Source organism: Komagataeibacter sp. SM21, assembly GCF_041402665.1.
Lineage (GTDB): Bacteria > Pseudomonadota > Alphaproteobacteria > Acetobacterales > Acetobacteraceae > Komagataeibacter > Komagataeibacter saccharivorans.
This window is the reverse complement of sequence record NZ_JBGLOV010000002.1, coordinates 112,206-137,892: the sequence shown is the minus strand read 5'-3', so window position 1 is coordinate 137,892 and position 25,687 is coordinate 112,206. Positions and strand designations below refer to the sequence as shown.

Sequence of the window (25,687 nt, the reverse complement as noted above, 5' to 3'; positions counted from 1 at the left end):
AGGCATTAATCCTATGTCGGGGCGGCCGTTTCAACGGCCCATAGGGAAAAAGCATGAATCAGGGCCGCTTCCTTAAGGGAATCGAAACGTCCTGTCGCGCCACGATGCCCGGCTTCCATGTTCGTGCGCAACATGACAGGGCGGTCCGAACGGTTATGGTCGCGCAGGCGCGCCACCCATTTTGCCGGTTCCCAGTAGGTCACGCGCGGATCGGTCAGCCCACCCATCGCCAGTATGGCAGGGTAGGCACGAGGGGCGACCTGTTCATAGGCCGCATAGCTGGCGATCAGGTCATAGGCCTGCGCGTCCTCCAGCGGATTGCCCCATTCGGGCCATTCCGGCGGTGTCAGCGGCAGGGAGGCATCGGACATGGTGTTCAGTTCGTCCACAAACGGCACGACAGCCACGATCCCGGCAAACAGGTCGGGACGCATGTTGGCGATCGCGCCCATCACCATGCCGCCCGCCGAACGTCCATCCGCCACGATACGGCCTGCCCTGCCGAAACCCGCGTCGATCAGGGAGAGCGCACAGGCGATGAAATCGCTGAACGTATTGGGTTTGTTACGGCCGCGGCCACCAAGGAACCAGTTCCATCCCTTTTCCGATCCGCCGCGGATATGGGCGATGGCGTAGAACCATCCCCGGTCAACCAGACTGAGGACGCGGGTGGAAAAGACCGGGTCGATGGCATGCCCGTAAGCGCCGTAGCCATACAGGAGAAGCGGGGCCGATCCATCAATGGGTGTATCGTGTCGTCCCAGCACGGTAACGGGCACCTGCTCACCATCCGGGGCGGTCGCCATCAGGCGCCAGCAGCGGTATTGCGCGGGGTCATGACCCGAAGGCACGGCCTGCTGCTTGAGCAGCCGGTCATTGCCCGTAACCATGTCGCGTGCATGCCATGCGCGTGGGGTGGTTGGGGACTGGTAGACGTAGCGCAGTTCGGTGGTGTCGTATTCGTAGCCCCCTGCGAAGGTCAGGTCGTAGGCGGCCTCATCGGGTTCCAGCGCGCAGGTGGCGCCATGCAGGTCGCGGGTTACGATGCGCGTATTGGCATCGCGGCGTTCCCGCCATGCAATATGTCCCGACCACACCATGCAATCCGTAATGTAGCGACCCGGATCATGGTCGATCAGGTTACGCCAGTTATCGCGACCGGGTGCCGTATCCGGTGTGGTCATGAGCTTGAAATCATACGCACCATCGGCATTGGTCAGGATGATGAACCGCTCATCCTGATGGTACAGGCTGTACATCAGCCCGGTCTGGCGCGGGGCTGCGCAGATGGGGGAAGCGAGCGGGTCATGCCCCGGCACCAGCCAGGATTCGGACGTGTCGTGATTGCCGCTGGAAATGATGATCCACCCGCCGCTGCGCGTGGCGTCAACGCCGACGAAAAAGCCGGGATCGGCTTCCTCGTAAACAAGGGTGTCTTCCTGTGTGCCGATCCTGCGGCGGTAGACACGGGCAGGGCGGCCATGTTCATCACGCCATACCCAGAATATGAACTGGCTGTCGGGTGAAAAGACGAATGCGCCGCTACAGTTTTCCACCGGGGGCAGGGTTTCGGCCTCGTCCCCGATGCGGCGGATGCGGATGCGGTAGATTTCGGACCCCTGCGTATCTTCCGCATGGGCGAACAGGGCGTGGTCCGGGCTGTGACCGGCGGTGGCGATGGCATAATATTCATGCCCCTGCGCCGCCGCGTTGACATCCAGCAGAACCTGTTCCGCCTGCGGCTGGGCTGCGGGATGGCGTTTATAGACCGGATACTGCGCACCGGCCGTATAGGCGGTCTGGTAGAAAAACGGGCCATGCGGCATAGCGGGATAGGTATCATCCTGCTGGATGCGGCCCTTCATTTCTTCCACAAGCTGCGCCTGCAACGCCTGCGTGCCCGACAGGATGGAATCCGTATAGGCATTTTCCGCATGCAGGTGTTCAGCAATATCCGCCCGCAGCAGGGTGGGATCGCGTAGGACGTTCTGCCAGTTGTCATCCTTCATCCACGCATATTCATCCTGCCGGGTGCGGCCAAGCTGCGTGATGGTGCGGGGTATCTTGCGGGGTGTCGGGGGGATGGTCATCGCATGGTCCTTCCGCGATTGGGCCAGGTTGGAGCGGGCTGCGTGTGTGGCCAGAAAATCAGGCCAGTTCCGGCGTGGACCAGCCTGTCAGGCCACGGCGCAGGCGCTGGCCTTCCGGACTGGTGGCGTCAATCATGCCCGTGCGCAGGAACAGATCGATCAGCACAAGGTTGACATTGAACTTGAACGCATCGGTATCGCGCACCAGCATGAAGGCTTCCTGTATCGGGATCAGGCGGAATTCCTCCACCTCCCCATCCGCGGGGGTGGGTACGAAATCAGGGGGCAGTTCCAGCTCGAAACAGTGCAGCACATCGCGGCGCAACCCTTCGGGTCTATCCAGCGCGTAGCGTATTTCGGTTGTGGGGCGGGCGCGGCTTACCAGTTCCTCTGGCAGGCTGGCTTCCTCCGCCGCTTCCTTAATCAGTGCCTGCCATACCGTATGTCCCGCCGGAATGCCGCCTGCCACCAGATGATCGAGCTTGCCCGGATCAAGCCGCTTGGTCATCGAGCGTCGCGCGATCCATAGGTGCAGTCCATCCGCAAGGCGAACGACACCATTAAGGTGCACGCCCGCAGCCATAAGGCCGAACAGCGGCAGCGCCCCACGATCGATACGCGCCACGGGGGGCCGGGCCATATCGGTCCAGACATCGAACAGTTCGTGATGGGAGCGATAGACCCCTTCACGCGCCATGGTCTCGCCCACCTGTTCCAGGCGGGAGGGATCAGCCAGCGTGACGGTATCACCCGCAGCGGTCATGCCGTGGCGCAGCAGCGCGGGCAGCAGGGTGGGACTGACCCATCCCGCAGGCGTGTCGCCAAGGCGGAATTCCAGCCGTCCACCGGGCAGGACCGCCGTGTTGCAGGCGGCGATATGACGAAAAAAACCATCAAGGCTGCGTGACATGATTCATCCCTGTCCTCTGGGCCATGGCTGGCATACCGGCTGCCCGGTAGGCTGACAATCCTGCCCCCGTACTTATGGGCGCAGGGAATATGGGTTGCAAAATGCCGGGCACATGCCCCATGCCGTGCATATGGCTGCTACCGACATGACCCGGCCCAACACGCCGGAGCGTTCCGCCGCCGCGACCCTGCGCGGCCTGTTCCCCTATCTCTGGCCCCGAAACGATCCGCGCACGCGCCTGCGGGTGGTGTGCGTCTGCGTCCTGCTCGTGCTGGCCAAGATCGCGACGATCGGCGTGCCCTACGCCTACAGCCGCGTGATTGATGCGCTCCAGCCCGTAGTGGGGAAGGCGGCGATGATGCCGCTTGTGCTGATTGTCGGATATGGGCTTCTGCGCATGGCAGCGGCGGCGCTGGGTGAGTTGCGTGATGCCCTGTTCGCCCCGCTGCGCTACCGGATCAGCCGGATCGCGGCCATGCGCAGCTTTACCCACATGCACCAGCTCTCGCTGCGGTTTCATCTCAATCGCCAGTCGGGCGGTGTCACGCAGGCGATCGCGCGCGGAACGGAAGCAATCGAGACGGTGCTGCGCGTGGGCGTGTTCAACGTGGTGCCCACCATGATCGAGGCGCTCATGGTCATCGTCGTGATCTGGCGGCTGTTCGACTGGCGGTATGCCGTTGTGATGCTGGCGGCGGTGGCGGCGTATGTGGTGTTTACCATCCAGTTCACATCATGGCGGATCGGGTTGCGCCGCCGGATGAACGCCATCAACAGCGAAGCAGGCTGGAAGGCGTTGGACAGCCTGCTGAACTACGAGACGGTAAAGTATTTCGGTAACGAGGAGCACGAACGCAAACGGTATGAGGACGCACAGCGCCGTTACGAACGCGCGGCCGTCCGGACCCAGATTTCACTCAATGGGCTGAATTTCGGTCAGGCCGCGATCATCGCCATCGCCCTGATTACCGTCATGCTCATGGCCGGACATGATGTGGAAACCGGACGTATGACGGTGGGGCGCTTCGTGCTGGTCAATACCTACCTCACGCAGCTTTACCTGCCGCTGAACTTTCTGGGCAGCGTTTATTCCTCGCTACGCAATTCGCTGGTTGATCTGGAACATATGTTCGCCCTGATGGATGAGCAGGCGGACATTACCGATTCCGAAGGGGCCATCTCCCTGCCTGCCAGACTGGATGAGGCTCCTGCCGCCGATATCCGTTTCGAGGACGTGCATTTCAGTTACCACCCGGACCGCGAGATCCTGCGTGGCGTAAGCTTTCATGTGCCAGCGGGGCACCGTGTCGCCATTGTCGGTCCCACGGGGGCTGGCAAATCCACCATAAGCCGCCTGTTGTTCCGGTTTTATGACGTGACGGCAGGCCGCATCCTGATTGACGGACATGACATACGCCAGTGCAGCCAGGCGGCCCTGCGCGGTGCCGTGGGCGTGGTGCCGCAGGATACCGTCCTGTTCAACGACACCATCGGCTACAACATCGCCTATGGCCGGCTGGGCGCCACGCAGGCGGAAATCGAACAGGCGGCGAAGCTGGCCTGTATCCATGATTTCATCGTCACGCTGCCCGAAGGCTACGCCACCCGCGTGGGTGAGCGCGGGCTGAAACTGTCGGGTGGGGAGAAGCAGCGTGTGGCGATCGCGCGCACCATCCTGAAAAATCCCCGTGTGCTGCTGCTGGATGAGGCCACAAGCGCGCTTGACACCCGCACGGAACAGGAAATCCAGACCGCCCTGCACACGGTGGCGGCCAACCGGAGCACCATCATCATTGCCCACCGGCTGTCCACGATCATCGATGTTGATGAAATCCTCGTGATGGGGCAGGGGCGGATACTGGAGCGCGGCACGCATCGTGCGCTGCTTGAACGCGGTGGCCAGTATGCCCAGATGTGGGCCGCACAGGCGGAAGAGGATGCTGCCGAGCCATGAGCCGTTCCCGCGTGCTTGTTACCGCACCCATGCCGGTCCCGTACTGGTCAGGCGCGGCAAGGCAGTCCATATCAGACCGAACGCTAGAAGGAGCCGCGACATGACGGACACGAACAACCAGCCCCCCGAAGGGGACGCCATCCCCCCCGAACTGAGCCATTGCGGCGCGGTGGTGGACAAGGCCATCGAATACATGCTGGGCGAGAACCTGCCGCCGGTCGCCATCGCCTCCGCGCTGCTGGGCGGCTCGCTTGGCCTGCTGTCGCGCACCATGGGGCGCGAGACGATGCAGGCCATGCTGGAAAACGCGCTGCACAGCGTGCAGGCGGGCGAACTGCACCCCGATCACGACCGCAAGGCGGGCTGACGGATCGGCCCGGAAAGGGGTGAAACGGATCGTCCCGCCCCCTTTCCGGGACAAAAAATGCCGAATCATGCTTATGCACCTTGACTGTTGGCGACGGTTTGGCGATAAGCCGCGCCTAATCAAGATGATCCTTGCCGGGCATTTATGCCTCGGCCCAAGTTATATCCGAGGATGAAAAAATGTCTCGCCGCTGCCAGATCACAGGCAAGGGTGTGCTGACCGGAAACAACGTCAGCCACGCCAACAACAAGTCCCGCCGTCGCTTCCTGCCCAACCTGCAGGAAACATCGCTGCTGTCCGATATCCTGGGCACGGCGGTTCCCCTGCGCATGACCACGAACGGCATCCGCACGGTCGAGCACAATGGCGGTCTGGACGCGTTCCTGCTGTCCACCCCGAACCGCAAGCTGCCGCCGGAAGCCCTGACGGTGAAGCGCCGCATCCTGCGCGTTCAGGAAAAGAAGGCCGCTGTGGCCTGAAGCACTGCAGGCCGCCATGCCGCACCCCACGGGGGCGGCAGGTGGCCCGGTGCCCTGTAAGCCTGACTAAAGTCTGGCGCATTGTTCCGCTGTGCCGGTCTGCATCGTCCAGGTTGAAAAAGACTGGGGGCGGAAGCAGCTAACGGTTCCGGCAGGCGCGAAAGGGACAATTCCCGTTCGCGCCCGTGTTGTCTTGTGGAGGTAATCCCGTGTCCGCCCAGTCCGACCTTTCCCTGATTCGCAATATCGGTATTACCGCGCACATCGATGCCGGCAAGACCACCACGACCGAGCGCATCCTGTACTACACCGGCGTATCCCATAAGATCGGTGAAGTGCATGAAGGCAACACCACCACCGATTACATGGCGCAGGAGCGTGAGCGCGGCATCACCATCACCTCCGCCGCCGTGACGTGTGAGTGGGAAGGCCGCCGCATCAACATCATCGACACCCCGGGCCACATTGACTTCAACATCGAAGTCAACCGCTCGCTGCGCGTGCTCGATGGCGCGATCTTCATCATTGAAGGCGTGGCCGGTGTGCAGCCGCAGTCCGAGACCAACTGGCGTCTGGCTGACCGTTACAACGTGCCCCGCATCATCTTCATCAACAAGCTGGATCGCACCGGCGCCAACTTCTACAACGCGTTCGACACGCTGAAGGAGAAGCTGGACATCATCGCGATTCCGCTGCAGCTCCCCATCGGCGCCGAAGAAAACTTCGTTGGCGTGGTGGACCTGATCGAGATGCGCGCCATCGTCTGGGAAGGCGGTGAGCTGGGTGCGAAGTTCCATTACGAGGAAATTCCCGCCGATCTGAAGGAAAAGGCCGCCGAAGCCCGCCAGAACCTGCTCGACACCGCTCTGTCGGTTGATGATGCGGCGATGGAAGAATACTTCGACAAGGGTGACGTGGACGTTGCGACGCTGAAGCGCTGCATCAAGAAGGGCACCATTGCCGGTGACTTCCGCCCCGTCCTGTGCGGCACGGCGTTCAAGAACAAGGGTGTCCAGCCGCTGCTCGACGCCGTGATCGACTTCCTGCCCGCGCCGAACGACGTGGAAGGCATCCGCATCGCCCCGCCGGAAGACGAGGAAGTGGATGAGAACAAGCTGCCGATCATCCCGGTCGATCCGAACGGCAAGTTCGCTGGCCTGGCCTTCAAGATCATCAACGACAAGTATGGCACGCTGACCTTCGTGCGCGTCTACCGTGGCGTGCTGAAGACCGGTGACACCGTGCTGAACACGACCAAGGGCCACAAGGAGCGTATTGGCCGCATCTATCAGATGCACGCTGACAAGCGCGAGGAACTGTCCGAAGTCCATGCTGGTGACATCGCGGCATTCGTCGGCCTGAAGGACAGCCAGACGGGTGACACGCTGGCCGATCCCGCCGATCCGGTGGTTCTGGAACGCATGACCTTCCCGATCCCCGTCATCGACATCTCGGTCGAGCCGAAGACGAAGGACGGCGTCGAGAAGATGACGCTGGCGCTGCAGAAGCTGTCGGGTGAAGATCCCTCCCTGCGTCTGAAGACCGATCAGGAAACCGGCCAGACCATCCTGTCGGGCATGGGTGAACTGCACCTCGACATCATCATCGACCGTCTGCGTCGTGAATATGGCGTGGATGCGAACATCGGCGCGCCGCAGGTTGCGTATCGTGAAACTATCACGCAGACGCATGTCGAGACCTACACCCACAAGAAGCAGTCGGGTGGTTCGGGCCAGTTCGCTGAAGTGAAGATCGAGTTCGCGCCGGTCGAGCGTAACGAAGGCATCTCCTTCGAGAACAAGGTCGTCGGCGGCACCGTGCCGAAGGAATACATCCCGGCCGTGGACAAGGGCATTCAGGCGCAGGCTACGACCGGCGTGCTGGCGGGCTTCCCCACCGTGGACTTCAAGTTCACGCTGCTGGACGGCAAGTACCATGATGTCGACTCCTCGGCGCTGGCGTTCGAAATCGCGGCGAAGGCCTGCTTCCGTGAAGGCATGAAGAAGGCCGGTCCGGTCATTCTCGAGCCGATCATGGACGTGGAAGTGACCACCCCGAACGATCACGTTGGTGACGTAGTGGGTGACCTCAACCGCCGCCGTGGCATGATCCAGAGTCAGGAAACCGCCGGTTCCACCGTCATGGTCCGTGCAGCGGTGCCGCTGAAGGAAATGTTCGGCTACATCTCGCACCTGCGTTCGATGACCAAGGGCCGTGCATCCTTCACGATGCAGTTCCACCACTACGATCCGGTGCCCCGCAACGTTGCGGAAGAGATCATGGCGCAGTCCGCCTGATCTTTCCGAAAGGAAGCATCAAATGGAAACCGGCTCCCGAAAGGGGGCCGGTTTTTTTGTGGCATCAGGCAGCGGGTGCTGGATGAATACGCATCAACGATACCTGGTGTATTGGCCCGTCACTGCCGCTGGTATGGTCGGAAAGAGGGTCTTTTGTTTGTGAAGCTTTGTGCCTGCGTCATTCCACCGCATGGCAGGGGCGACGGGTATGGCATCCTGTCATTAAAGAATTTCTGGAACGTCCCCTGACGGCGGACTCATTCTAAAATGATGAATTAACTCTTATCGGGGCGTAACTCTGGCCCACTGGTTTTCCAGTAACGTGATCTTCCCGTCTTCCAGCAGCTTTTCCAGATGGGCATGCAGGTTAAGCCGGGCCGCGCGGCGCAGGCCGGGCCGCAGGTTATGGTACATGCTGTCCACGATCTCATCGAGTGTGCGCGGACTGTCCGGCAGAAGGGCCAGAATGCTTTCCTCGCGCGCGATCCTGTGGGCAATCAGGCCTTCAATGCATGTTTTTACATGCGGTATGGCGGGGCCATGGGCAGGCAGAAGCAGGTGGCTCTCGCGCCGCAGCAGATAGTCCATGCTGTCCAGAAACTGCCGGACCGAGCCATAGGGGGCGGGGGGCACCATGGTGGTGGACCACCCCATGACGTGATCGCCGGTGAAGATAATCCCGTCCGCCGTTTCCAGACAGATATGGTCGGTGGCGTGCCCCGGTGTGTGCAGCACGCGCAGGCCGGCTATCCGGTCGCCATCATGCAGGCCGATGTCGGGTGTGAATTCCGGTTCGGCGCTCAGATGAAAACCACACACGGGCACGCCCAGCCTCGCGCCTAGGGGGCGGGCGCCATCAAGGTGGTCGTGATGGGTGTGGGTCAGGATAATGTGGGTTACGCGGCGGTCGCCTGCAGCCCGGACCAGAGCATCCAGATGGGCGGGGGCATTGCTGCCGGGATCGATGATCGCGCAGCCTGCGTCATGATCCACCAGCCAGCTATTGGTGCCATTTCCCGTCATCGGGCCGGGGTTATGCGCGACAACCCGCCTTATGGTGGCTGATTGCGGCAGCGCCACGCCATAAGGGGGCGGCGGTTCACTGATCCGCCACCCGTTGCGTGATGCGACGCGGTCCTCAGCCAAAGGCGCCGACATGGTGCATGACGCCGTTGCTGATTTCCCGTGTCATCTGGAACAGTCGCTGCATGGGTTCAAAAACCTCGGTGTATTCACGACTATAGGTACCTTCCTGCCGGGGGCCGTGCGGTTCGTGGAAATCGAGGTCAAAACTGCCATCGGACCGGTAGGGGAATATCTGTTCCAGTTCGGTCAGCACGTTTGGCACTTCAAGGCAAAGTACCTTCATGGTCAGCACATCACGGGTAAAGGCATGCCGGGGCGAGAAATAGGGTATCCGTGTTGAAAGCAGCCAGATCTGTTCGATGATGGCGATACGGATGGCATGCAGCAGCAGTTCATCGGGCTGCATGCGCGGTGCTTCGGGCCATGCACGGCGCAGCGCCAGATGGTCGGACTGGATGCGGCGGAACATGGCCTGTGTGCTGGCCCAGAAATCAAGGTTTTCCAGACCGTGCATAAGCGACAGGCATGATTCCTGACGTGCCGGGTCTTTCTGCGCGGTGGCGCGTTCCAGCCACAGATCGGGGTCCAGCAGGCGGATGACACCGCGCAGCACGCCATGGTCGGAATGGGCCAGCGCATGGGCGGCAAAATCCATGGCGCGGCGGAAGCGCGGGCTTTCGGCCAGGTATTTTTCAAATGTTTCAGGATGACGGGCCGCCGCCGTGCCCAGCCCCTGCAGCGTGTTCGCGCACCACGCAAGCTGTTGCAGGATGGCGTTATTGGGGATGGCCCGCAACTGGCTGGGATGCTTGATGCGGGTGATGGTGGAGGCGGCATCGCTCTGCCGCGCGGAAGGACGCGAACCGGTCTTGTCGATCAGCGATGGCCCGAACGCCCCCAGCAGCGCGGCATAGCCGGGGTCTTCCACCAGCGCGGTCATGCCATTGGCGATGGTGGAGAAGAAATCGGCCGAGAAGTCAGGTTCGTCATAAACCGGGTCGCGGTCGAGCGACGTGGTGGCAAAGGCGTGTTCGGCAATGATGCTGACCGTCGCATCCGCAAGCGCCTGCGTGCCGAACAGCAGGTAGCCGTCACCCCCCTGAAAGGCTGTTTCCTCGCGCATCTGGATGCCTGCGCGGATATAGCGGGCGCGGGCGTGCGGCGGGGAAAGATAGTCGAAACGGTCCGCCAGCCGGTAGGGATGCGCGCCGCGACCGATGCTTTCGCCATGCGTGTCGAACAGGATCACCTCTACAAAGGCGAGATCCCATTTGCGCAGCAGGTCGCACACCTTGATGCGCAGCCGTTCGATCAGATAGGTGGCCGCGAGCTGGCCGACATAACGCCCCGAATCGGAAAAGCCGAACTGAAGGCTGAGCTTGCGCGTGCGGTGCAGGTAGGCGCGCCAGTGGGGGGAGCGCAGGGCTTCCTCAATGATCTGTTCGCCATTTTCCAATGCCTCCTGCGTTTCAAACAGGGGCGAAATCTCGATCATGTCGTCCACGCCATACAGGCGGGCAAGCCACAGCGCGGTCAGAAGCGTGTAGCCGGTTTCGGTTTCGGCGATCAGGAAACGGATGGGGCTGGTACGGTCGATATGGCGCAGGATCTGGCGCACCGTCATCATGAGCCGCCCGGCGCTGGCCTGTTCCATGAGCAGGGAGCCGAAATCGATCTCGATGGGGGTGACGCTATCCAGCGCTTCGTTCATGCGGCTGATCAGGGCGCGCCGCTGGGCGGGAATATCGGGGTTGTCGGTAATGTTCAGCCGCTGGCGGGCGATATTGTGCAGTTGTGTCGCGTTCAGGCGGGTATGGGTGTGCGCCGCAGCCAGCCCATGCGCCATGAAGCCCGCGCGCGCGACGGCAAGGGTCATCTTGTCTTCAGGTGTTGCGGCGTCGATGGCTTCACCAAAGGCGGCGCTCAGGTCGTTGCTGCTGGTCAGCGCTTCCGCGCTGCGGTTGATCAGCACATCGGCAAAGCGCGATACGGCTTCTGGATCCGCATCGGTGGGGCAGGCGGCGATCTGGTCGGCAACGGCGTCGAGTGCCGTGCGCACGCGCTGCTGCAGGTCATTGGCGCAGGATGTAACGGGTTCGATCTGGTCATGCAGGCGCGAAAGCTGAAGCTGCTTCATGCGCAGGCGCAGGCGCAGCGTGTCCCACCAGCCGATATCGGTCCGGCCATCGGTGTCGTAACCAACCCAGCTTGTCATGATGACGGGACGCGGGGCCAGGGTAAACCACAGTTGCGGCCAATGGCTGCGCGCTTCGGACAGCAGGATCGTGTTCAGCCGGTCCAGTGCGTTGCGTCCTCGCAGGATGGCCTGCGTGGCAAGGCTGAATTCCTCATCCAGCGTGGGTGGCCCGGCGCGGCGATGGGTCAGGAAGGCCGGGACATGCGCGGGCGGCGCGTCAGGATTGGCGGAGGCGAGTTCGGCCAGTGCCTCATAGACCGGATTGGCCAGCGCGAAGGTAGGGTGGGCGGTAAAGACGGCGGCGAAGCGGCTGCGTTCGATCGCGGCGCGGAAGCGGGCGATGGGCACCGGGCTGTCATCGGGGTCGGGCTGCACGATGTGCTGCGCGACCGTGTGCATGCGGGTGTTGACCGTCTGGTCGTCCGGGCTGTCCAGATAGGTGGCGATATGGTGCGCGCGCCCGGCAAAGGCGCGGTCACGCAGCAGGCGCACGATTTCTTCCACCTGTCCTACCGGCAGGTCGCCACTGGCCATCTGCCGGCTGATCTGGCGCGCAAGCGCCATGACCGGGCTGCCCGATGCGGTTTCGTCATGGCTGGCGATCAGTCGATCGGCCTGCGCGAGCAGATCGGACACATTCCGGGCAGCGGCTTCGGTCATGGTGTTGTCCTGTCATGGAAGTTCGTCATGGTTTTCACCAAATCCCATGTTCGGATGCGCGCTGCAATGTCTGGCGTATCATATTCACGTCTATTTGGCGTGTTGTGACGAGTGTTGCTTGGGCTGGAGGGAAGACAATGGTATCAGTAACTTCATGAACGGTATTCCACAGTCGGACCAGGATGCGCGGCGGATACTGCAGCGCTACAAACGGTCCGCCACCGGCCTGCTGGCTGGCATGGCCGCGTTGACGGTGGCGGGTTACGCCCTGCCGCAGATGGGCTGGCTGGCTGAACGGCCATGGCTTGAAATCCTGCGCTCCGGCACGAAGGCGGGGGTGGTGGGTGGTCTGGCCGACTGGTTCGCCGTGACGGCCCTGTTCCGCAGGCCCATGGGGCTGCCGATTCCGCATACCGCCATCCTGCCCGCGCAGAAGGAACGGCTGGCGCAGGCGCTGGGGCGGTTCGTATCCACCAATGTCTTTACGGAAAAGGAAGTTGCCGCCGCCTTCGCGCGGATCGACCTGCCATCCCTGATCGGGACCATCCTGCAGGAGCCGGAAACGGCGGAGATGGTCAACCGCGCCGTGCTGGGTTCCGTGCCGCATATGCTGGACCGGTTGGAAGACGGGCGCGCAAGCCTTGCCATCGCCCGGATGCTGCCGGTGCTGCTGGGGGGGGAGGAAATCGCCCCCATCATTACCCGCAGCCTGCGCGCCATGGTGGAAGGCGACTGCCATCAGGAAGTGCTGTCCTTCCTGCTTTTGCGGCTGAAGGAAGGGCTAAAGGCCAAGGAACCCGCCCTGCGCGCCATGATCGAGGATCGTGTGCGTGAGCAGGGGGGCAGGGTGCTGGGCTGGGCGATTGGCGGTTCGATTGCCACCAAGGTCCTGCTGGCCGCCAGTCAGGAACTGGACCGCGTCGACCCGCAGAATTCGGAACTGCGTGAGGGTTTCACCACATGGGTCCGCACGGAAATCGACCGGATCGAGCAGGATGCGGAACGGCGGCGCGAAATCACGGACGCCGTGCTGGGCGTGCTGACGCATGACAGCGTGCGCGGCTGGAGCGGCGATGTCTGGCGCCGCCTGCGTCGCATGATCGAGGAGGATATGCGCAAGGGGGAAACAAGCTGGGTTGCCTCCCTCGTGCGCGATGCACTGCACCGGCTGTCGGAGCAGATGTATCATGACCCCGGCATGCGCAAGCGCATCAATGATGGCGCGCGGGGCATGATCATGGGCAGCCTGCCCTTCCTGCGGGACAGGATGTCGCGTTTTATTTACTCGGTGGTTAACGGCTGGGATGCCGACAGCCTGAGCGAGCGGCTGGAGCTCAGGGTAGGCAAGGATCTCCAGTATATCCGGCTGAATGGCACGCTGGTGGGTTTTCTGGCCGGGTGTGGCCTGTCCGTGCTATTGGAACTGATATTCGGAACCGGGATCGGGTAAGGCATGGCCGTAGTGTACGATAGGACTTGACGACGCACGGCTGGTGGCCCATCTGAGACTTCATGAAACAGTACTGTTTCGGTCCAAATAGAAACCCGGGCCAGACGTACGGGAGAATGGAATGCTGAAACTGTCGAAACTGACCGATTATGCCGTGGTGGCGCTGGTCCGGCTGGGGCAGAAGGACGAAGTCACGACTTCGCCTGTCCTGTCGCGTTCGACGGGCATTCCCGAACCGACGGTGGCCAAGGTACTCAAGATTCTGGCAACGCAGGGCATCGTGATCTCGCAGCGCGGCGCACGCGGCGGCTACAGGCTGGCCTACCCGCTGGAGGAAATCTCCATCGCGGCGGTGATCCAGGCCATTGACGGCCCCATTTCCCTGACTACCTGCGTGGACGGGGGGGAATGTGATGCGCGCTCCACCTGTGGGCTGGGCGGGCAGTGGGACATGGTCAACGCCGCCATCCGCAACGCGCTATCAGCCATCACGCTGGCCGATATGAAGAACCATACAGTCCTCGACAGGCTGGGCGGACTGGGCAATCCCGCGCCATCCATGCTTGTCGGACCCGAGGCCACGGCCTGAAACAAGGGGGAGAGGAAAGAGACATGCCGGCAGTAGCCGAAACCCGCAAGGCGGTCGAAACCCTGGGACAGAGCACCTATAAATGGGGGTTCGAAACCGATATCGAAATGGATATCGCGCCCAAGGGCCTGAACGAAGATACGATTCGCCTGATTTCCAGCCGCAAGCAGGAACCGCAGTGGCTGCTGGAATGGCGGCTGAAGGCGTACCGGTCATGGCTGGAAATGCGCGAGCCGACATGGGCGAAGGTCCATCATCCCCCCATCGACTATCAGGACGTGCATTACTACGCCGCACCGCGCAAGAAACCCGGCCCCAAATCGCTGGAGGAGGTCGATCCGGAACTGCTGCGCACATATGAAAAGCTCGGCATCCCGCTGCATGAACAGGCGATGCTGGCTGGTGTGGAAGTGCCCGAAGGTCAGGAAGCCCGCGCCCCCGTGGCGGTCGATGCTGTGTTCGACAGTGTTTCGGTCGCCACCACCTTCCGCAAGACGCTGCAGGAAGCCGGCGTGATCTTCTGCCCGATTTCAGAAGCGGTGCGCGAGCATCCCGAACTGGTGCGCCAGTATCTGGGCAGCGTGGTGCCGGTGACGGACAATTTCTACGCGGCATTGAATGCGGCAGTATTTACAGACGGTTCATTCGTCTACGTGCCCAAGGGCGTGCGCTGCCCGATGGAACTGTCCACCTATTTCCGTATCAATGCGCGTAATACCGGGCAGTTCGAACGCACCCTGATCGTGGTGGAGGACGGTGCGTCCGTCTCCTACCTTGAAGGATGCACCGCGCCGATGCGCGATGAAAACCAGCTTCATGCCGCCGTGGTCGAACTGGTGGCGATGGATGATGCCTCCATCAAGTATTCCACCGTGCAGAACTGGTATCCCGGTGATGAAAACGGGAAGGGCGGCATCTACAATTTCGTGACCAAGCGCGGCGCATGCCGTGGCGCGCGGTCCAAGATTTCATGGACGCAGGTGGAAACCGGCTCGGCCATCACGTGGAAATATCCGTCGTGCATCCTGCAGGGCGAGGGATCGGTGGGCGAGTTCTATTCCGTTGCTGTGACCAACAACCACCAGCAGGCCGATACCGGGACCAAGATGATCCATATCGGGCGCAACACGCGTTCGACCATCATCGCCAAGACCATCAGCGCGGGCCAGTCCGACAGCACCTATCGCGGGCTGGTGCGGATGATGCCCAAGGCATCGGGCAGCCGCAACTTCACCCAGTGCGACAGCCTGCTGATCGGTGATCGCTGCGGGGCGCATACCGTGCCCTATATCGAAAGCCGCAACATGTCCGCGCGCGTGGAGCATGAGGCGACCACTTCCAAGATATCGGAAGACCAGTTGTTCTATTGCCGCCAGCGCGGCCTGTCGGAAGAAGACGCGGTCGGGTTGATCGTGAACGGGTTCTGCAAGGACGTTCTGAAGGAACTGCCCATGGAATTCGCGGTGGAAGCCCAGAAGCTTCTGCAGATCAGCCTTGAAGGCAGCGTGGGCTAACAGGGATTGAAAGACGTGAGCAAGCAATTCGTAAGCATTGATGGCCTGTGCGCCCGCATTTCGGACGGTGGGACCCATAAGGAAATCCTGCGCGGTGTCGACCTGCAGATTCCGGCGGGTGAGGTCCATGCCATCATGGGCCCCAACGGGTCGGGCAAGTCGACCCTGTCCTATGTACTGGCGGGCCGTGAGGACTACGAAGTCACGGGCGGCGGCGCCACGTTCAAGGGGCAGGACCTGCTGGCCCTTGAGCCGGAGGAGCGCGCAGCCCTTGGCCTGTTCCTCGCCTTTCAGTCCCCTGTGGAACTGCCGGGTGTGAACAACGCCAATTTCCTGCGTACTGCCGTCAATGCGGTCCGCCGCGCGCGCGGGCAGGAAGAACTGGATGCGGTGGCTTTCCTCAAGGCGGTGCGCAAGGAAACCAAGCATCTGTCCATGTCGGACGAGATGCTCAAGCGCAATGTGAATGTCGGCTTTTCGGGCGGTGAGAAGAAGCGCAACGAAGTGCTGCAGATGCGCATGCTCCAGCCTTCCTTCGCCATTCTGGACGAAACGGATAGCGGACTGGACATCGACGCGCTGCGGATCGTGGCCGAAGGCGTGAATTCCCTGCGCGCACCGGATTTTTCCGCCCTTGTCATCACCCATCACCAGCGCCTGCTGGACTATATCGTCCCGGACCGCATCCATGTGATGGCCAGGGGCCGCATCATTCATAGCGGTGGCCCGGAACTGGCCAAGCAGCTTGAGGCGCAGGGCTACGCGCGCTTCCTGGCGGAGGCAGCGTGAACGCCATCACACCGGTCGGGGTCAATGCCTCAGCCTTCCTTGACCGGGGTGCGGTGGATGCCGGGGTAAAGCAGCGCACGGCAGCGGATTTCCTGCGCCATGCGGGGCTGCCCCGCGCGGGTGTGGAGGCATGGAAATACACCAGCCTGCGCGCGCTGGCGGATGTGCCTTTCGCAACCGCTCAGCGGGATGTGGATGGCGCCACGGTTGATACCCTGCTGGCGGAGGTGGAGACGATCTCCGGCCTCGGTGCCGGTGCTGACCGGGTTGTGTTCGTAAACGGCTATTTCGATGCAGCCCGCTCACGTCTGCCCAAGGGTGTGAAGGTATCAACGCTTGCTCAGTCGGGCGCGGTTCAGGACGATATCGACCCGGCAGGCGATGTTACGACGGCGCTGAATACCGTCATGGCGCGCGACGGTCTGGTGCTGGTCGTGCCCGAAGGGGTTGATGCAGGCTGCCTGCTTCTGGCCAGCATCGGGCTGACGGCGGAAGATGCGCCGGTATCCTTCCACCCGCGCCATCATATCCGTGTGGAAAAGGGCGGCAGGCTGGCGGTGCTGGATGCGGCGGTGGGGCAGGGATATTACCTGCACAATCCGCTTTATGACATCGTGGTTGCGGATGACGCCTATCTGTCCCATGCGCGGATTCAGGCTGAAGACCGGCAGGCGTTGCATCTGGCCGTCAGTCATGCGCGCATTGCGGCGGCGGGCGTATATGACAGTTTTACCCTCACGCTGGGGGGCAGCCTGTCGCGGCATGAAGTGCATGCGGCGCTGACGCAGGCCGGGGGAAGCGTGCATGTCAATGGCGCACAGTTGCTGATGGGCCGCCAGCATGGCGACCTGAGCAGTGTGATTACCCATGCGGCCCCTGAGTGCATATCCCGGCAGACGGTCAAGAATGTCCTGTCGGATCAGGCGCGCGGTGTGTTTCAGGGCAAGATCCTGGTGGACCGGATCGCCCAGAAAACCGATGGCTACCAGATGAATCAGGCGCTGCTTCTGTCGGAGGGTGCTGAAATCGACGCCAAGCCCGAGCTTGAAATCTATGCCGACGATGTAAAATGCAGTCATGGCGCTACCGTGGGGGCGCTGGATGACGACCAGATTTTCTACCTGCGCAGCCGTGGCATTTCAGGCGAGGCTGCGCGTTCCATCCTGATCCGCGCCTTCCTGCACGATGTGGTGGACCAGATTGATGACCAGCGGCTGAAAGACAGTCTCAACCTTGCAGTGGAAGCTTGGTGGAAGCGGGAAGCGGCATGATGGACCAGATGGTGACCGGTAAGACCGATGCGGGTAACAGCCTGCGGCATGTCCGGGCGGATTTTCCCATCCTGTCACAGAAAGTGCATGGCAAGGACCTTGTATTTCTGGACAGCGCCGCGTCCGCGCAGAAACCCCGGCAGGTCATCGATAGCATGGCCGACACCATGCGCACCCAGTATGCCAATATCCATCGTGGCCTGTACTGGATGAGCGAACGGACCACTGAAGCGTATGAAGCCGTGCGCGATCAGGTTGCGGTGTTTCTGGGTGCTGGCGCGCGGGAAGAAATCGTTTTCACCCGCAACAGCACCGAGGCCATCAATCTGGTGGCCCATTCCTATGGTTCGCTGCTCCGGCCGGGGCAGGTGGTGCTGGTGTCCGAGATGGAGCATCACGCCAACCTCGTGCCATGGCAGATGCTGCGTGAGCGCATGGGCATCGAACTGCGCGTTACCCCGGTAACGGATGATGGTGCGCTGGATATGGATGCGCTTGGCCGCAACCTGTCCGATGGGCGGGTGGCGCTGGTTGCGATCACCCATATGTCCAACGTGCTGGGCACGATTACCGACGCCCGCGCCATTTCGGACATGGCGCATGCCGCAGGCGCGAAGGTGCTGTTCGATGGCAGCCAGCTTGCGGTCCATCGCCGGGTGAACGTGCGCGAACTGGATGCCGATTTCTATGTCGTGACCGGGCACAAGCTGTATGGTCCGACAGGGATTGGCGTGCTGTGGGCACGGCGCGAGATACTGGAGGAAATGCCCCCCTTCCTTGGTGGTGGCGACATGATTGCCAGCGTCTCGTTCGAGCGTTCGACATGGGCACACGTGCCGCACAAGTTCGAGGCCGGGACACCCGCCATTATCGAGACCATTGGACTGGGCGCCGCCCTTTCCTATATCGAATCCATCGGGTTCGACCGGATCGGTGCGCATGAAGATGCGCTGACGGCCCATGCGCTGAAGGTGCTGGGGCAGATCAGCGGCCTGAAGGTGGTCGGGACCGCGCCGCAGCGCGGGGGTGTGATTTCATTTACCATGGCGGACGTTCATCCGCATGATATCGCCACCCTGCTGGACCGGAACGGGATCGCCGTGCGGGCGGGTCATCATTGTGCCGAACCCCTCATGCGCAGGCTGGGCCTGTCGGCTACGGCGCGGGCCAGTTTCGGCATTTACACCACGCCCGAGGAAATCGACATGCTGGCCGCGACGCTGGAACAGATACGCGGCTTTTTTGTCTGACGTGTGATGGCGCAGGACGATCTGTATCGCACCGTTGTGCTGGAACGGGCCAAAACGCCCCGCCATGCCGGTAAACTGGATATCGCCAGCCTGCATGCGCAGGGGGTGAACCCGCTTTGTGGGGATCGCGTGAACCTGCATGCGCAGGTCGATACCCATGGCCGTATCGGGCAGGTGCGGCATGAAACACGGGGATGCGCCATCTGTGCCGCATCCGCTGACCTTATGGCCGAACGGGTCATGGGGCAGGACACGGCACAGGTAAAACGGATTCACGCCGCGCTGGCCACGGCGGTCGAAACGGGCGAGGCCCCGGATGGACTGGGTGAGCTTTCGGTTTTTGCACCGCTGCACCGGCATCGTTCGCGCATCCGTTGTGCGATGCTGCCGTGGTCGGCCCTGATTGATATGCTCAATGACGATAAAGACAGGTGAAGGTCTCATGGACGAGAAAAATCAGGTAGAGCCCGCCATCGGCATGGCTGAGGGAGCCGGGCATTTCTCCCTTGAGGCCAATGATGACGCATCGCTGGAAAAGACCGACCCCGTCTCGGCCTGGACGCCCGATGGGGAACAGGCGGTCACCCCCGCTACTGGCGGTTCGCCCGATGAAGATAGCGTCATTGCGGCGATTGCTACGGTGTATGACCCGGAAATCCCGGTCAACATATATGAACTGGGCCTGATCTACGCCATCGACCTGCATGATGATGGTTCGGTCAAGGTTGAAATGACCCTTACGGCCCCGAACTGCCCCAGCGCGCAGGAACTGCCCCTGCAGGTGAAGGAAGCCGTGGAGAAGATCGATACGGTCACCAGCGCAACAGTTGAAATCGTATGGGAACCGCCGTGGGACATGTCGCGTATGAGCGAAGATGCCCGCCTTGCCCTGAACATGTTCTGAACCCAGCAAGGGGAACGTGCCATGACCGAACAAAGCACCACCACGACCACTGCCCCCCGCCGCCGTGCGCTACCGCCGCTTATGTCCCTGACCGAGCGGGCGGCACAGCGGCTGGAAAAACTGTACCAGACCAACCATGCCGGACATCTGCTGCGCATCGCGGTTTCCACCAAGGGCTGTTCTGGCCATGCCTACGACATGACCTTTGTGGAACAGGCCGGTCCCGGTGATGAGGTGGTTGTGGACAAGGGCGTTACCCTGCTGGTCGACCGCAAGGCGACGCTGTTCCTGATCGGCTCGGTGATGGATTATGAGGTCAGGCAGCTCGAATCCGGTTTCACCTTCAGCAACCCCAACGAAAAGGGCCGCTGCGGCTGCGGCGAGAGCTTCCACGTCTGAGGCGCGCCCTTATAGGGGCAGCCACAGGCAATCCGCACGCGCATGTGGATGATGGACTGAATGCTGGTTCAGAAACATTGTGGGGATCGGTCGGGGAGAAACATTTCCCCGGCCTTGCCCAGCCTGATCTAACGGCGGTTCGCTCTTGTCGTGCCAGACAGGGTCAGTACGCATACGGATTCGACTTCCGCTGACCACAGGAACTGGTCGATGACCGTCAGGCTTTCCAGCCGGTAGCCCATCTGCTGCAACGGCGTCAGGTCGCGTTGCAGGGCAGCGGGATTGCAACTGACATAGATGATGTGGCGCGGTTTCCCTGCCACGATCTGCGCCATCTGTGCACCGGCCCCCGCATGCGGGGGGTCCAGCACCACAGCTCCAGCACGGCCCAGTTCGGTGGCCATGACAGGCTGACGGTTGAGATCACGCAGGGCAGGCAGCACCCGCGTGCCGCCACTGGCCTGTTTCAGGCAGGCAAATGCCGCCCGATCGCCTTCATAGGCCAGAACCTTGGCGTGCTGCGCCAGCGCAAAGGACAGCGTGCCGCAGCCAGCGTAAAGCTCGATAATCCCGGCTTTCAGGCCCTTGCGGGGCAGCCCGGCCAGAACGGCAGCCTTGATGGCGTCCTCTCCCTCGCGGGAGGGTTGCAGGAACGCACCCGGCGGCGGCACGACACGCGCCGTATCAAAATGATGAAAGACCGGGCCGGTAAGGGCGAGCGTTTCCGGCGGCTGGGTGCGCAGGGAAATACGCGGTATGCCATGTGTCTTGCTGAACTGCGCCAGAATACGGCGGTCATTGGCGTCCGGCGTGCCATCCATGGCAATCAGCAGGTCAGGGCCGCTATCCAGCAGGTTGATCTGGATATCCCCACCCGCATGCACCGCAGGCAGGGAATGGAGCATCTGACGCAGCGGGTCGAGCAGCGCGAAAATCGTCGGGTCCAGCAGGGCGCATTCCGTCATGTCCACCACATCGCCCCGGCGGCGGTGCAGGCCCAGCACGATCTGTCTGTCCATCCGGCGGAACGCCAGATCGACGCGCCGCCTGCCATGGGGGCTGACCTGTCGGGTAGCGGGGGCGGGAAGGGTGGTGAAACCGGCACGTTTCAGTGCTTCGGTTACACGTGCCGCTTTCCATGCCATCATGGCAGGTAGCGCCATGTGCTGAAGGCGGCAGCCACCACAGGTCCCGAATAGTGAACATACCGGCGTTACGCGGTCGGGCCCCGGCGTCACGACCTGTTCCAGCACACCCTGCGTACCGGTCTGGCTGGCCAGCACGATTTCGTCGCCCGGCATGGTGCCGGGCACGAATACCCGCCCCTGTGGGGTCTGGGCTATGCCATCCCCATCATTGCCAAGCGCCACCACCCGGATGGCCTCGGCTCCTGAATTTTCCATTACTCTTGTTGCCTGAACGCGCTGGCTGATTATTCGTCAGTCGGGATCACGGGCTTCTCACGGCGCGGAAGCTGCATGAAGGCCGGGATGTCATCACCGAATCCGGTAACCGCCATGTCCGGTGCGGCAGGCAGCAGGCCGGAATCGCGTCGGTTGGGCGCGGACGAAGCCGTATTGGCCGCGGCATCAGGCTTGCGGCCCCTGCCACGCGGCGCAACCGGCGCTTCGGTTGCCGGTGGTGCAACCGGTGCGGCTGCCGGGGCCTGCTGCTGGGCGGCAGGTGCTGCAGCCTTGCGACGGCCCGTGCCCTCGTTACGGGGCTTGCGCCGTCCATTGGCGGGACGCGGTTCGTCAGACCATTCGAGATTATCCACGCCTTTGACCTCGATTCGGGGGATGGGCTTACCCGTCAGCTTCTCGATGGCCTGTACCAGACCTTCTTCATCCGGGGTGGCCAGACTGTAGGCGTGTCCGGTGCGGCCCGCACGCCCGGTGCGGCCGATCCGGTGCACATAATCTTCGGCATGGAAGGGCACGTCGAAATTGAACACGTGCGACAGACCGCCAATGTCGATTCCGCGCGCCGCGATATCCGAACAGACCAGTATCTTCAGCTCGCCGTTCTTGAAGGATTCAAGGGTGGAAAAGCGGACCGACTGCGGCAGGTCGCCATGCAGGGCACCTGCCGAAAAGCCGTGCTTGATCAGCGATTTGCACAGGATATCCACGTCGCGCTTGCGGTTGCAGAACACGATGGCGTTCTGCATGTCCGCTTCCCGCAGCAGCTTGCGCAGGGCGCGGCGCTTGTCCTGGGTATCGACAATGGCAAGGCCGGTTTCGATGGTGGTGGCGACGGAAGAGGGACGGCTGACGGTGATTTCCTTCGGGTTGCTCAGGAACATGTCAGCCAGACGGCGGATTTCCGGCGCCATCGTGGCGGAGAAGAACAGCGTCTGCCGCATGGGCGAGAGCATGCTTACGATCTTCTCGATATCGGGAATGAACCCCATGTCCAGCATGCGGTCCGCTTCGTCGATCACCAGCAGCTTCGTCTGGGTCAGCAGCAGCCCGCCGCGTTCGAACAGGTCAATCAGGCGACCCGGCGTCGCGATCAGCACATCCACGCCACGGTTGAGCACTTCTTTCTGCTCGGCCATGCTTTCGCCACCGATCAGCAGCGCGTGGGTCAGCTTGAGGTGCTTGCCGTAATTGACAAAATTCTCTGCGACCTGAAGGGCAAGTTCACGCGTCGGTTCCAGAATCAGCGAACGCGGCATCCGCGCCCGGGCACGGGAGCCGGACAGGATTTCAAGCATCGGCAGCGTGAACGATGCGGTCTTGCCCGTGCCGGTCTGGGCTACGCCCAGCACGTCACGCCCCATCAGTACATAGGGGATGGCCTGTGCCTGAATGGGAGTGGGATGACGGTATCCCATCTCATCAATGGCGCGCTGGATGGGTTCGGACAGGCCGAGTTCGGAAAACAGGGGCTGGTCCTGCTCCGCGGCGGCTGTTTCTGCTGGCGTATCAATGGGATCAGCCCCGTCGGTGCTGGCGGCGGGGGCCGTGGCTGCCGCCGTCTTTGCGGAACGTGTCGGGGCGGGGGAAGTTTTTTTGGCGCTCAAATTACTCTCGAACGTATCAGCAGATGAATATGGCCCCGTCCGATTGCCACCGTGTCGCGCTGTATCAGGCTGCCGTCCCTGATGTACCTGCAGCAATGCAGGGAAGGGGAGTGTAACACGGCGGGGACAGGCCCCTCACGCGCCACATTCCCCGTGCCTATCTACCTTTGCAACGGAAATCAAGGGGGCGTGATGGTGGCGCCCCCGTAATTTCAGAAAGGATGGGCAAGGCAGGCGGCTACGATGGTCAGCACGCCCAGTCCGGTATTGAGGATGACAAGGGAGCGGATCGAATCGAACATGCCCTGCTGCGGGCGAATGGCGCGACGGGCCTTCTGGAAGGGACCGAAATAGATGCGCGCGAACACGCCCGCCATGATCAGGCCCAGAAGCTGCATGAGGTTGATCTGCCATGGGACGACTGCAAACCCGCCATCATGAAAAATCAGGAGCCACCCCGTAATCAGTACCGTAGGCATGGTATGCCAGACGATGCGGAAGAAGCGGTTCAGCGTCTGCAGATGGATGGAGGCGCGCTGGGTGGCGTCAAGCAGGCCAAGGCTGGGTTTGAGCACAAAGGCCGCATAGATCATGCCACCGATCCATGCCGCCATGCCGGTGATGTGGAGTGCGAGCACAAGGCTCCAGACTATGGAGTGGGACACGGGGCCTCCTTGCCGGGGTCGGGGAATAACGAAAACGGCGCATCATGCGCGGGCACGATGCGCAGCGCTTGTTTCCCCATTCCTGTAACATGTGCAAGGGCGGTTTCGCAGTCAAAGTTGTTGGGAAGGGGGATGCAATGCCCACAGACGAACGTAAGCAGGCCGCGGTTCGCGCCCGCCTGCTCCTGCCTGATCCGACGGAAATGGGCCATGTCGATGTCGCCGCCGCGCGCAGCGTGCCCGTGGCGGTGCTGATGGAAAATGCGGGCCGCGCCGTCGCGCGCGCCATCCGCCAGCATGTGCGGCCATGCCGGGTACTGGTGCTGTGTGGGCCGGGCAATAATGGCGGGGATGGTTACGTTGCTGCGCGCAGGCTGGCGGAACAGGGCTGGCCGGTGGCCGTAGCATGCCTTGCCCCGCCGCATGCAGGCGGGGATGCCGCCCACGCCGCCGCGCAATGGGGCGGGCCGGTCGTGGCCTTCACGCCCGAAAACGCCGCGCGCTTTGATCTGGTGGTTGATGCCATATTCGGTGCCGGGCTGAGCCGCGATGTGGAGCCGGATGTGGCCCGTGTGCTGGCTGCGGCACCGCGTATCGTCGCCATTGACACCCCGACCGGGGTGGATGGGGCCACCGGGGCCGTTCGTGGCTATGCGCCACAGGCGGAAATGACGGTTACGTTCTGTCGCCTCAAGCCGGGGCATCTGCTGCTGCCGGGGCGCACGCTGTGCGGTCGCACCGTGCTGGCCGATATCGCCATCCCGGAGACGGCGCTGGACTCCGTGCCGATTCGGACATGGCGCAACGAACCCGGCCTGTGGCGCACGCCCGTCTGTACGGTGGACAGCTATAAATACAGCCGTGGCGTTGTGAGCATCTGCGGCGGGCGCGACATGCCGGGGGCTGCCCGCCTGTCGGCGGCTGGTGCGCGGGCAGCCGGGGCGGGGCTGGTGCGGCTGGCCGTGGGGGACAGCGCCCCCGTCTACCGTATGACCGCGCCGCCGGGGCTGATTGTCGATTCCGGCCCGCTGGCGGAGTTGCTGGAGGATTCGCGCCGTCATGTATGGGTATGTGGTCCCGGCCTGTCCGTGGATGAGGTGGCTACGACCTTTTCCGTGCTGACGGATGCCGGGCGGGAAGTGATCGCCGATGCCGGAGCCTTCGCCATGGCGGCGGGGCAGCCCGATCGCCTGCGCGGCGCCGCGATCATAACCCCGCATATCGGTGAGTTCACCCGCGTGTTCGGCAGGCCGGGGGCAGACCGTATCGCGGCCGCCCGGCAGGCGGCGGACCTGACCGGGGCGGTTACGGTGCTCAAGGGGCCTGACACCATTATCGCGGCACCCGATGGTCGCGTTGCGATCAACGCCCATGCCACCCCGATGCTGGGCACGGCCGGGTCGGGCGATACGCTGACGGGAATCATCGCAGCCCTGCTTGCGGCGGGCATGCCACGATGGGAAGCGGCATGCGCGGGCGTATGGATACATGGCGACGCGGCCCTGCATGCGGGTGAATGGCCCGTGGCCGAGGCGTTTGATGCCCATGTAGGGGCTGCGCGGGCGCGGGCGGAAAAACTTTTCGGCTGAAAACGCCATTCCTTTTCCCTTGGGATCTTGCCCGATGTCCGATGGTGCGCTAAAGCCGCGCGCTTACAGCCTGGGCACAGTGCGGGCGTGGTGGAATTGGCAGACACGCCAGATTTAGGTTCTGGTGACGCAAGTCGTGGGGGTTCAAGTCCCTCCGCCCGTACCAAGATCCCGGCAAGTCGCGTTATGCGAACAGACG

General features: G+C 62.5%; 21 protein-coding genes and 1 tRNA gene. 15 read left to right on the top strand and 7 right to left on the bottom strand.

Annotated features, from left to right (window positions below; genetic code table 11):
* Positions 1–11: 11 nt before the first annotated feature.
* Positions 12–2,090, bottom strand: coding sequence for a S9 family peptidase (locus ACBR42_RS02595; protein WP_371207216.1), 2,079 nt, complete (start codon positions 2,088–2,090; stop codon positions 12–14).
* 58 nt (positions 2,091–2,148) lie between these two features.
* Positions 2,149–3,000: an NUDIX domain-containing protein gene (locus ACBR42_RS02590; RefSeq protein WP_371207215.1), complete on the bottom strand. Its 852-nt coding sequence runs from the start codon at positions 2,998–3,000 to the stop codon at positions 2,149–2,151.
* A 112-nt stretch (positions 3,001–3,112) separates the two neighbouring features.
* Between ACBR42_RS02590 and ACBR42_RS02585 the strand changes: the two genes are divergently transcribed.
* From ACBR42_RS02585 to fusA, 4 genes are all read left to right on the top strand, one after another.
* Complete coding sequence (locus ACBR42_RS02585) at positions 3,113–4,954, top strand: ABC transporter ATP-binding protein/permease (RefSeq protein WP_371207316.1); 1,842 nt, start codon at positions 3,113–3,115, stop codon at positions 4,952–4,954.
* A 100-nt stretch (positions 4,955–5,054) separates the two neighbouring features.
* Entirely contained in the window at positions 5,055–5,321 is a 267-nt protein-coding gene (locus tag ACBR42_RS02580; protein ID WP_102323298.1) for a hypothetical protein, read from the top strand.
* A gap of 179 nt (positions 5,322–5,500) precedes the next feature.
* Positions 5,501–5,800: a 50S ribosomal protein L28 gene (gene rpmB, locus ACBR42_RS02575; protein ID WP_025812517.1), complete on the top strand. Its 300-nt coding sequence runs from the start codon at positions 5,501–5,503 to the stop codon at positions 5,798–5,800.
* A gap of 209 nt (positions 5,801–6,009) precedes the next feature.
* The gene (gene fusA / locus ACBR42_RS02570) at positions 6,010–8,097 is read left to right on the top strand and encodes an elongation factor G (RefSeq protein ID WP_102323299.1); all 2,088 of its coding nucleotides are present in this window, start codon (positions 6,010–6,012) and stop codon (positions 8,095–8,097) included.
* Between the two features lie 282 nt (positions 8,098–8,379).
* Here the strand turns inward: fusA and ACBR42_RS02565 are convergent, their stop codons facing one another.
* The gene (locus ACBR42_RS02565; protein WP_371207214.1) at positions 8,380–9,255 is read right to left on the bottom strand and encodes an MBL fold metallo-hydrolase; all 876 of its coding nucleotides are present in this window, start codon (positions 9,253–9,255) and stop codon (positions 8,380–8,382) included.
* Positions 9,236–12,040: a phosphoenolpyruvate carboxylase gene (locus ACBR42_RS02560; protein WP_371207213.1), complete on the bottom strand. Its 2,805-nt coding sequence runs from the start codon at positions 12,038–12,040 to the stop codon at positions 9,236–9,238. Before ACBR42_RS02560 ends, ACBR42_RS02565 begins: the two co-directional genes overlap by 20 nt.
* A gap of 154 nt (positions 12,041–12,194) precedes the next feature.
* On the opposite strand from ACBR42_RS02560, the gene ACBR42_RS02555 reads away from it, so the two are divergent.
* The 9 genes from ACBR42_RS02555 to ACBR42_RS02515 all read left to right on the top strand — a co-directional run bounded on the left by ACBR42_RS02555 (position 12,195) and on the right by ACBR42_RS02515 (position 20,206).
* A complete protein-coding gene (locus ACBR42_RS02555; protein WP_102323302.1) occupies positions 12,195–13,490 on the top strand; it encodes a DUF445 domain-containing protein in 1,296 nt (431 codons plus the stop codon).
* Between the two features lie 121 nt (positions 13,491–13,611).
* Positions 13,612–14,079 carry an SUF system Fe-S cluster assembly regulator gene (locus ACBR42_RS02550; protein WP_102323303.1) on the top strand — a complete coding sequence of 156 codons (468 nt, stop codon included), beginning with the start codon at positions 13,612–13,614 and terminating at the stop codon, positions 14,077–14,079.
* Between the two features lie 23 nt (positions 14,080–14,102).
* Entirely contained in the window at positions 14,103–15,593 is a 1,491-nt protein-coding gene (gene sufB / locus ACBR42_RS02545; RefSeq protein WP_102323304.1) for a Fe-S cluster assembly protein SufB, read from the top strand.
* 15 nt (positions 15,594–15,608) lie between these two features.
* Complete coding sequence (gene sufC, locus ACBR42_RS02540) at positions 15,609–16,382, top strand: Fe-S cluster assembly ATPase SufC (protein WP_102323305.1); 774 nt, start codon at positions 15,609–15,611, stop codon at positions 16,380–16,382.
* Positions 16,379–17,653, top strand: a complete 1,275-nt coding sequence (gene sufD / locus ACBR42_RS02535; RefSeq protein WP_371207211.1) for a Fe-S cluster assembly protein SufD — start codon at positions 16,379–16,381, stop codon at positions 17,651–17,653. The genes sufC and sufD overlap by 4 nt, the downstream gene beginning before the upstream one ends.
* Positions 17,653–18,903 (top strand): aminotransferase class V-fold PLP-dependent enzyme, encoded by a 1,251-nt coding sequence (locus tag ACBR42_RS02530; protein ID WP_371207315.1) that lies wholly within the window; start codon positions 17,653–17,655, stop codon positions 18,901–18,903. Before sufD ends, ACBR42_RS02530 begins: the two co-directional genes overlap by 1 nt.
* A 6-nt stretch (positions 18,904–18,909) precedes the next feature.
* Positions 18,910–19,338, top strand: coding sequence for a Fe-S cluster assembly sulfur transfer protein SufU (sufU, locus tag ACBR42_RS02525; protein ID WP_102323307.1), 429 nt, complete (start codon positions 18,910–18,912; stop codon positions 19,336–19,338).
* Positions 19,339–19,345: 7 nt separating this feature from the next.
* Positions 19,346–19,807: an SUF system Fe-S cluster assembly protein gene (locus ACBR42_RS02520; protein WP_102323308.1), complete on the top strand. Its 462-nt coding sequence runs from the start codon at positions 19,346–19,348 to the stop codon at positions 19,805–19,807.
* 21 nt (positions 19,808–19,828) lie between these two features.
* A complete protein-coding gene (locus ACBR42_RS02515) occupies positions 19,829–20,206 on the top strand; it encodes an iron-sulfur cluster assembly accessory protein (RefSeq protein ID WP_102323309.1) in 378 nt (125 codons plus the stop codon).
* 128 nt (positions 20,207–20,334) lie between these two features.
* Here ACBR42_RS02515 and ACBR42_RS02510 read toward each other — a convergent pair whose 3' ends face one another.
* The 3 genes from ACBR42_RS02510 to ACBR42_RS02500 form a co-directional block, all read right to left on the bottom strand.
* Positions 20,335–21,609 carry a class I SAM-dependent RNA methyltransferase gene (locus tag ACBR42_RS02510; protein WP_371207210.1) on the bottom strand — a complete coding sequence of 425 codons (1,275 nt, stop codon included), beginning with the start codon at positions 21,607–21,609 and terminating at the stop codon, positions 20,335–20,337.
* 29 nt (positions 21,610–21,638) lie between these two features.
* Entirely contained in the window at positions 21,639–23,234 is a 1,596-nt protein-coding gene (locus tag ACBR42_RS02505; RefSeq protein ID WP_371207209.1) for a DEAD/DEAH box helicase, read from the bottom strand.
* 212 nt (positions 23,235–23,446) lie between these two features.
* Positions 23,447–23,899: a CopD family protein gene (locus ACBR42_RS02500; RefSeq protein ID WP_102323312.1), complete on the bottom strand. Its 453-nt coding sequence runs from the start codon at positions 23,897–23,899 to the stop codon at positions 23,447–23,449.
* A 137-nt stretch (positions 23,900–24,036) separates the two neighbouring features.
* Here ACBR42_RS02500 and ACBR42_RS02495 point away from each other — a divergent pair, with 137 nt between their 5' ends.
* Together ACBR42_RS02495 and ACBR42_RS02490 are read left to right on the top strand one after the other, a co-directional pair.
* Positions 24,037–25,488, top strand: a complete 1,452-nt coding sequence (locus ACBR42_RS02495) for an NAD(P)H-hydrate dehydratase (protein WP_371207208.1) — start codon at positions 24,037–24,039, stop codon at positions 25,486–25,488.
* Positions 25,489–25,569: 81 nt separating this feature from the next.
* Positions 25,570–25,654: transfer RNA gene (locus ACBR42_RS02490), tRNA-Leu, on the top strand.
* Positions 25,655–25,687: the final 33 nt, after the last annotated feature.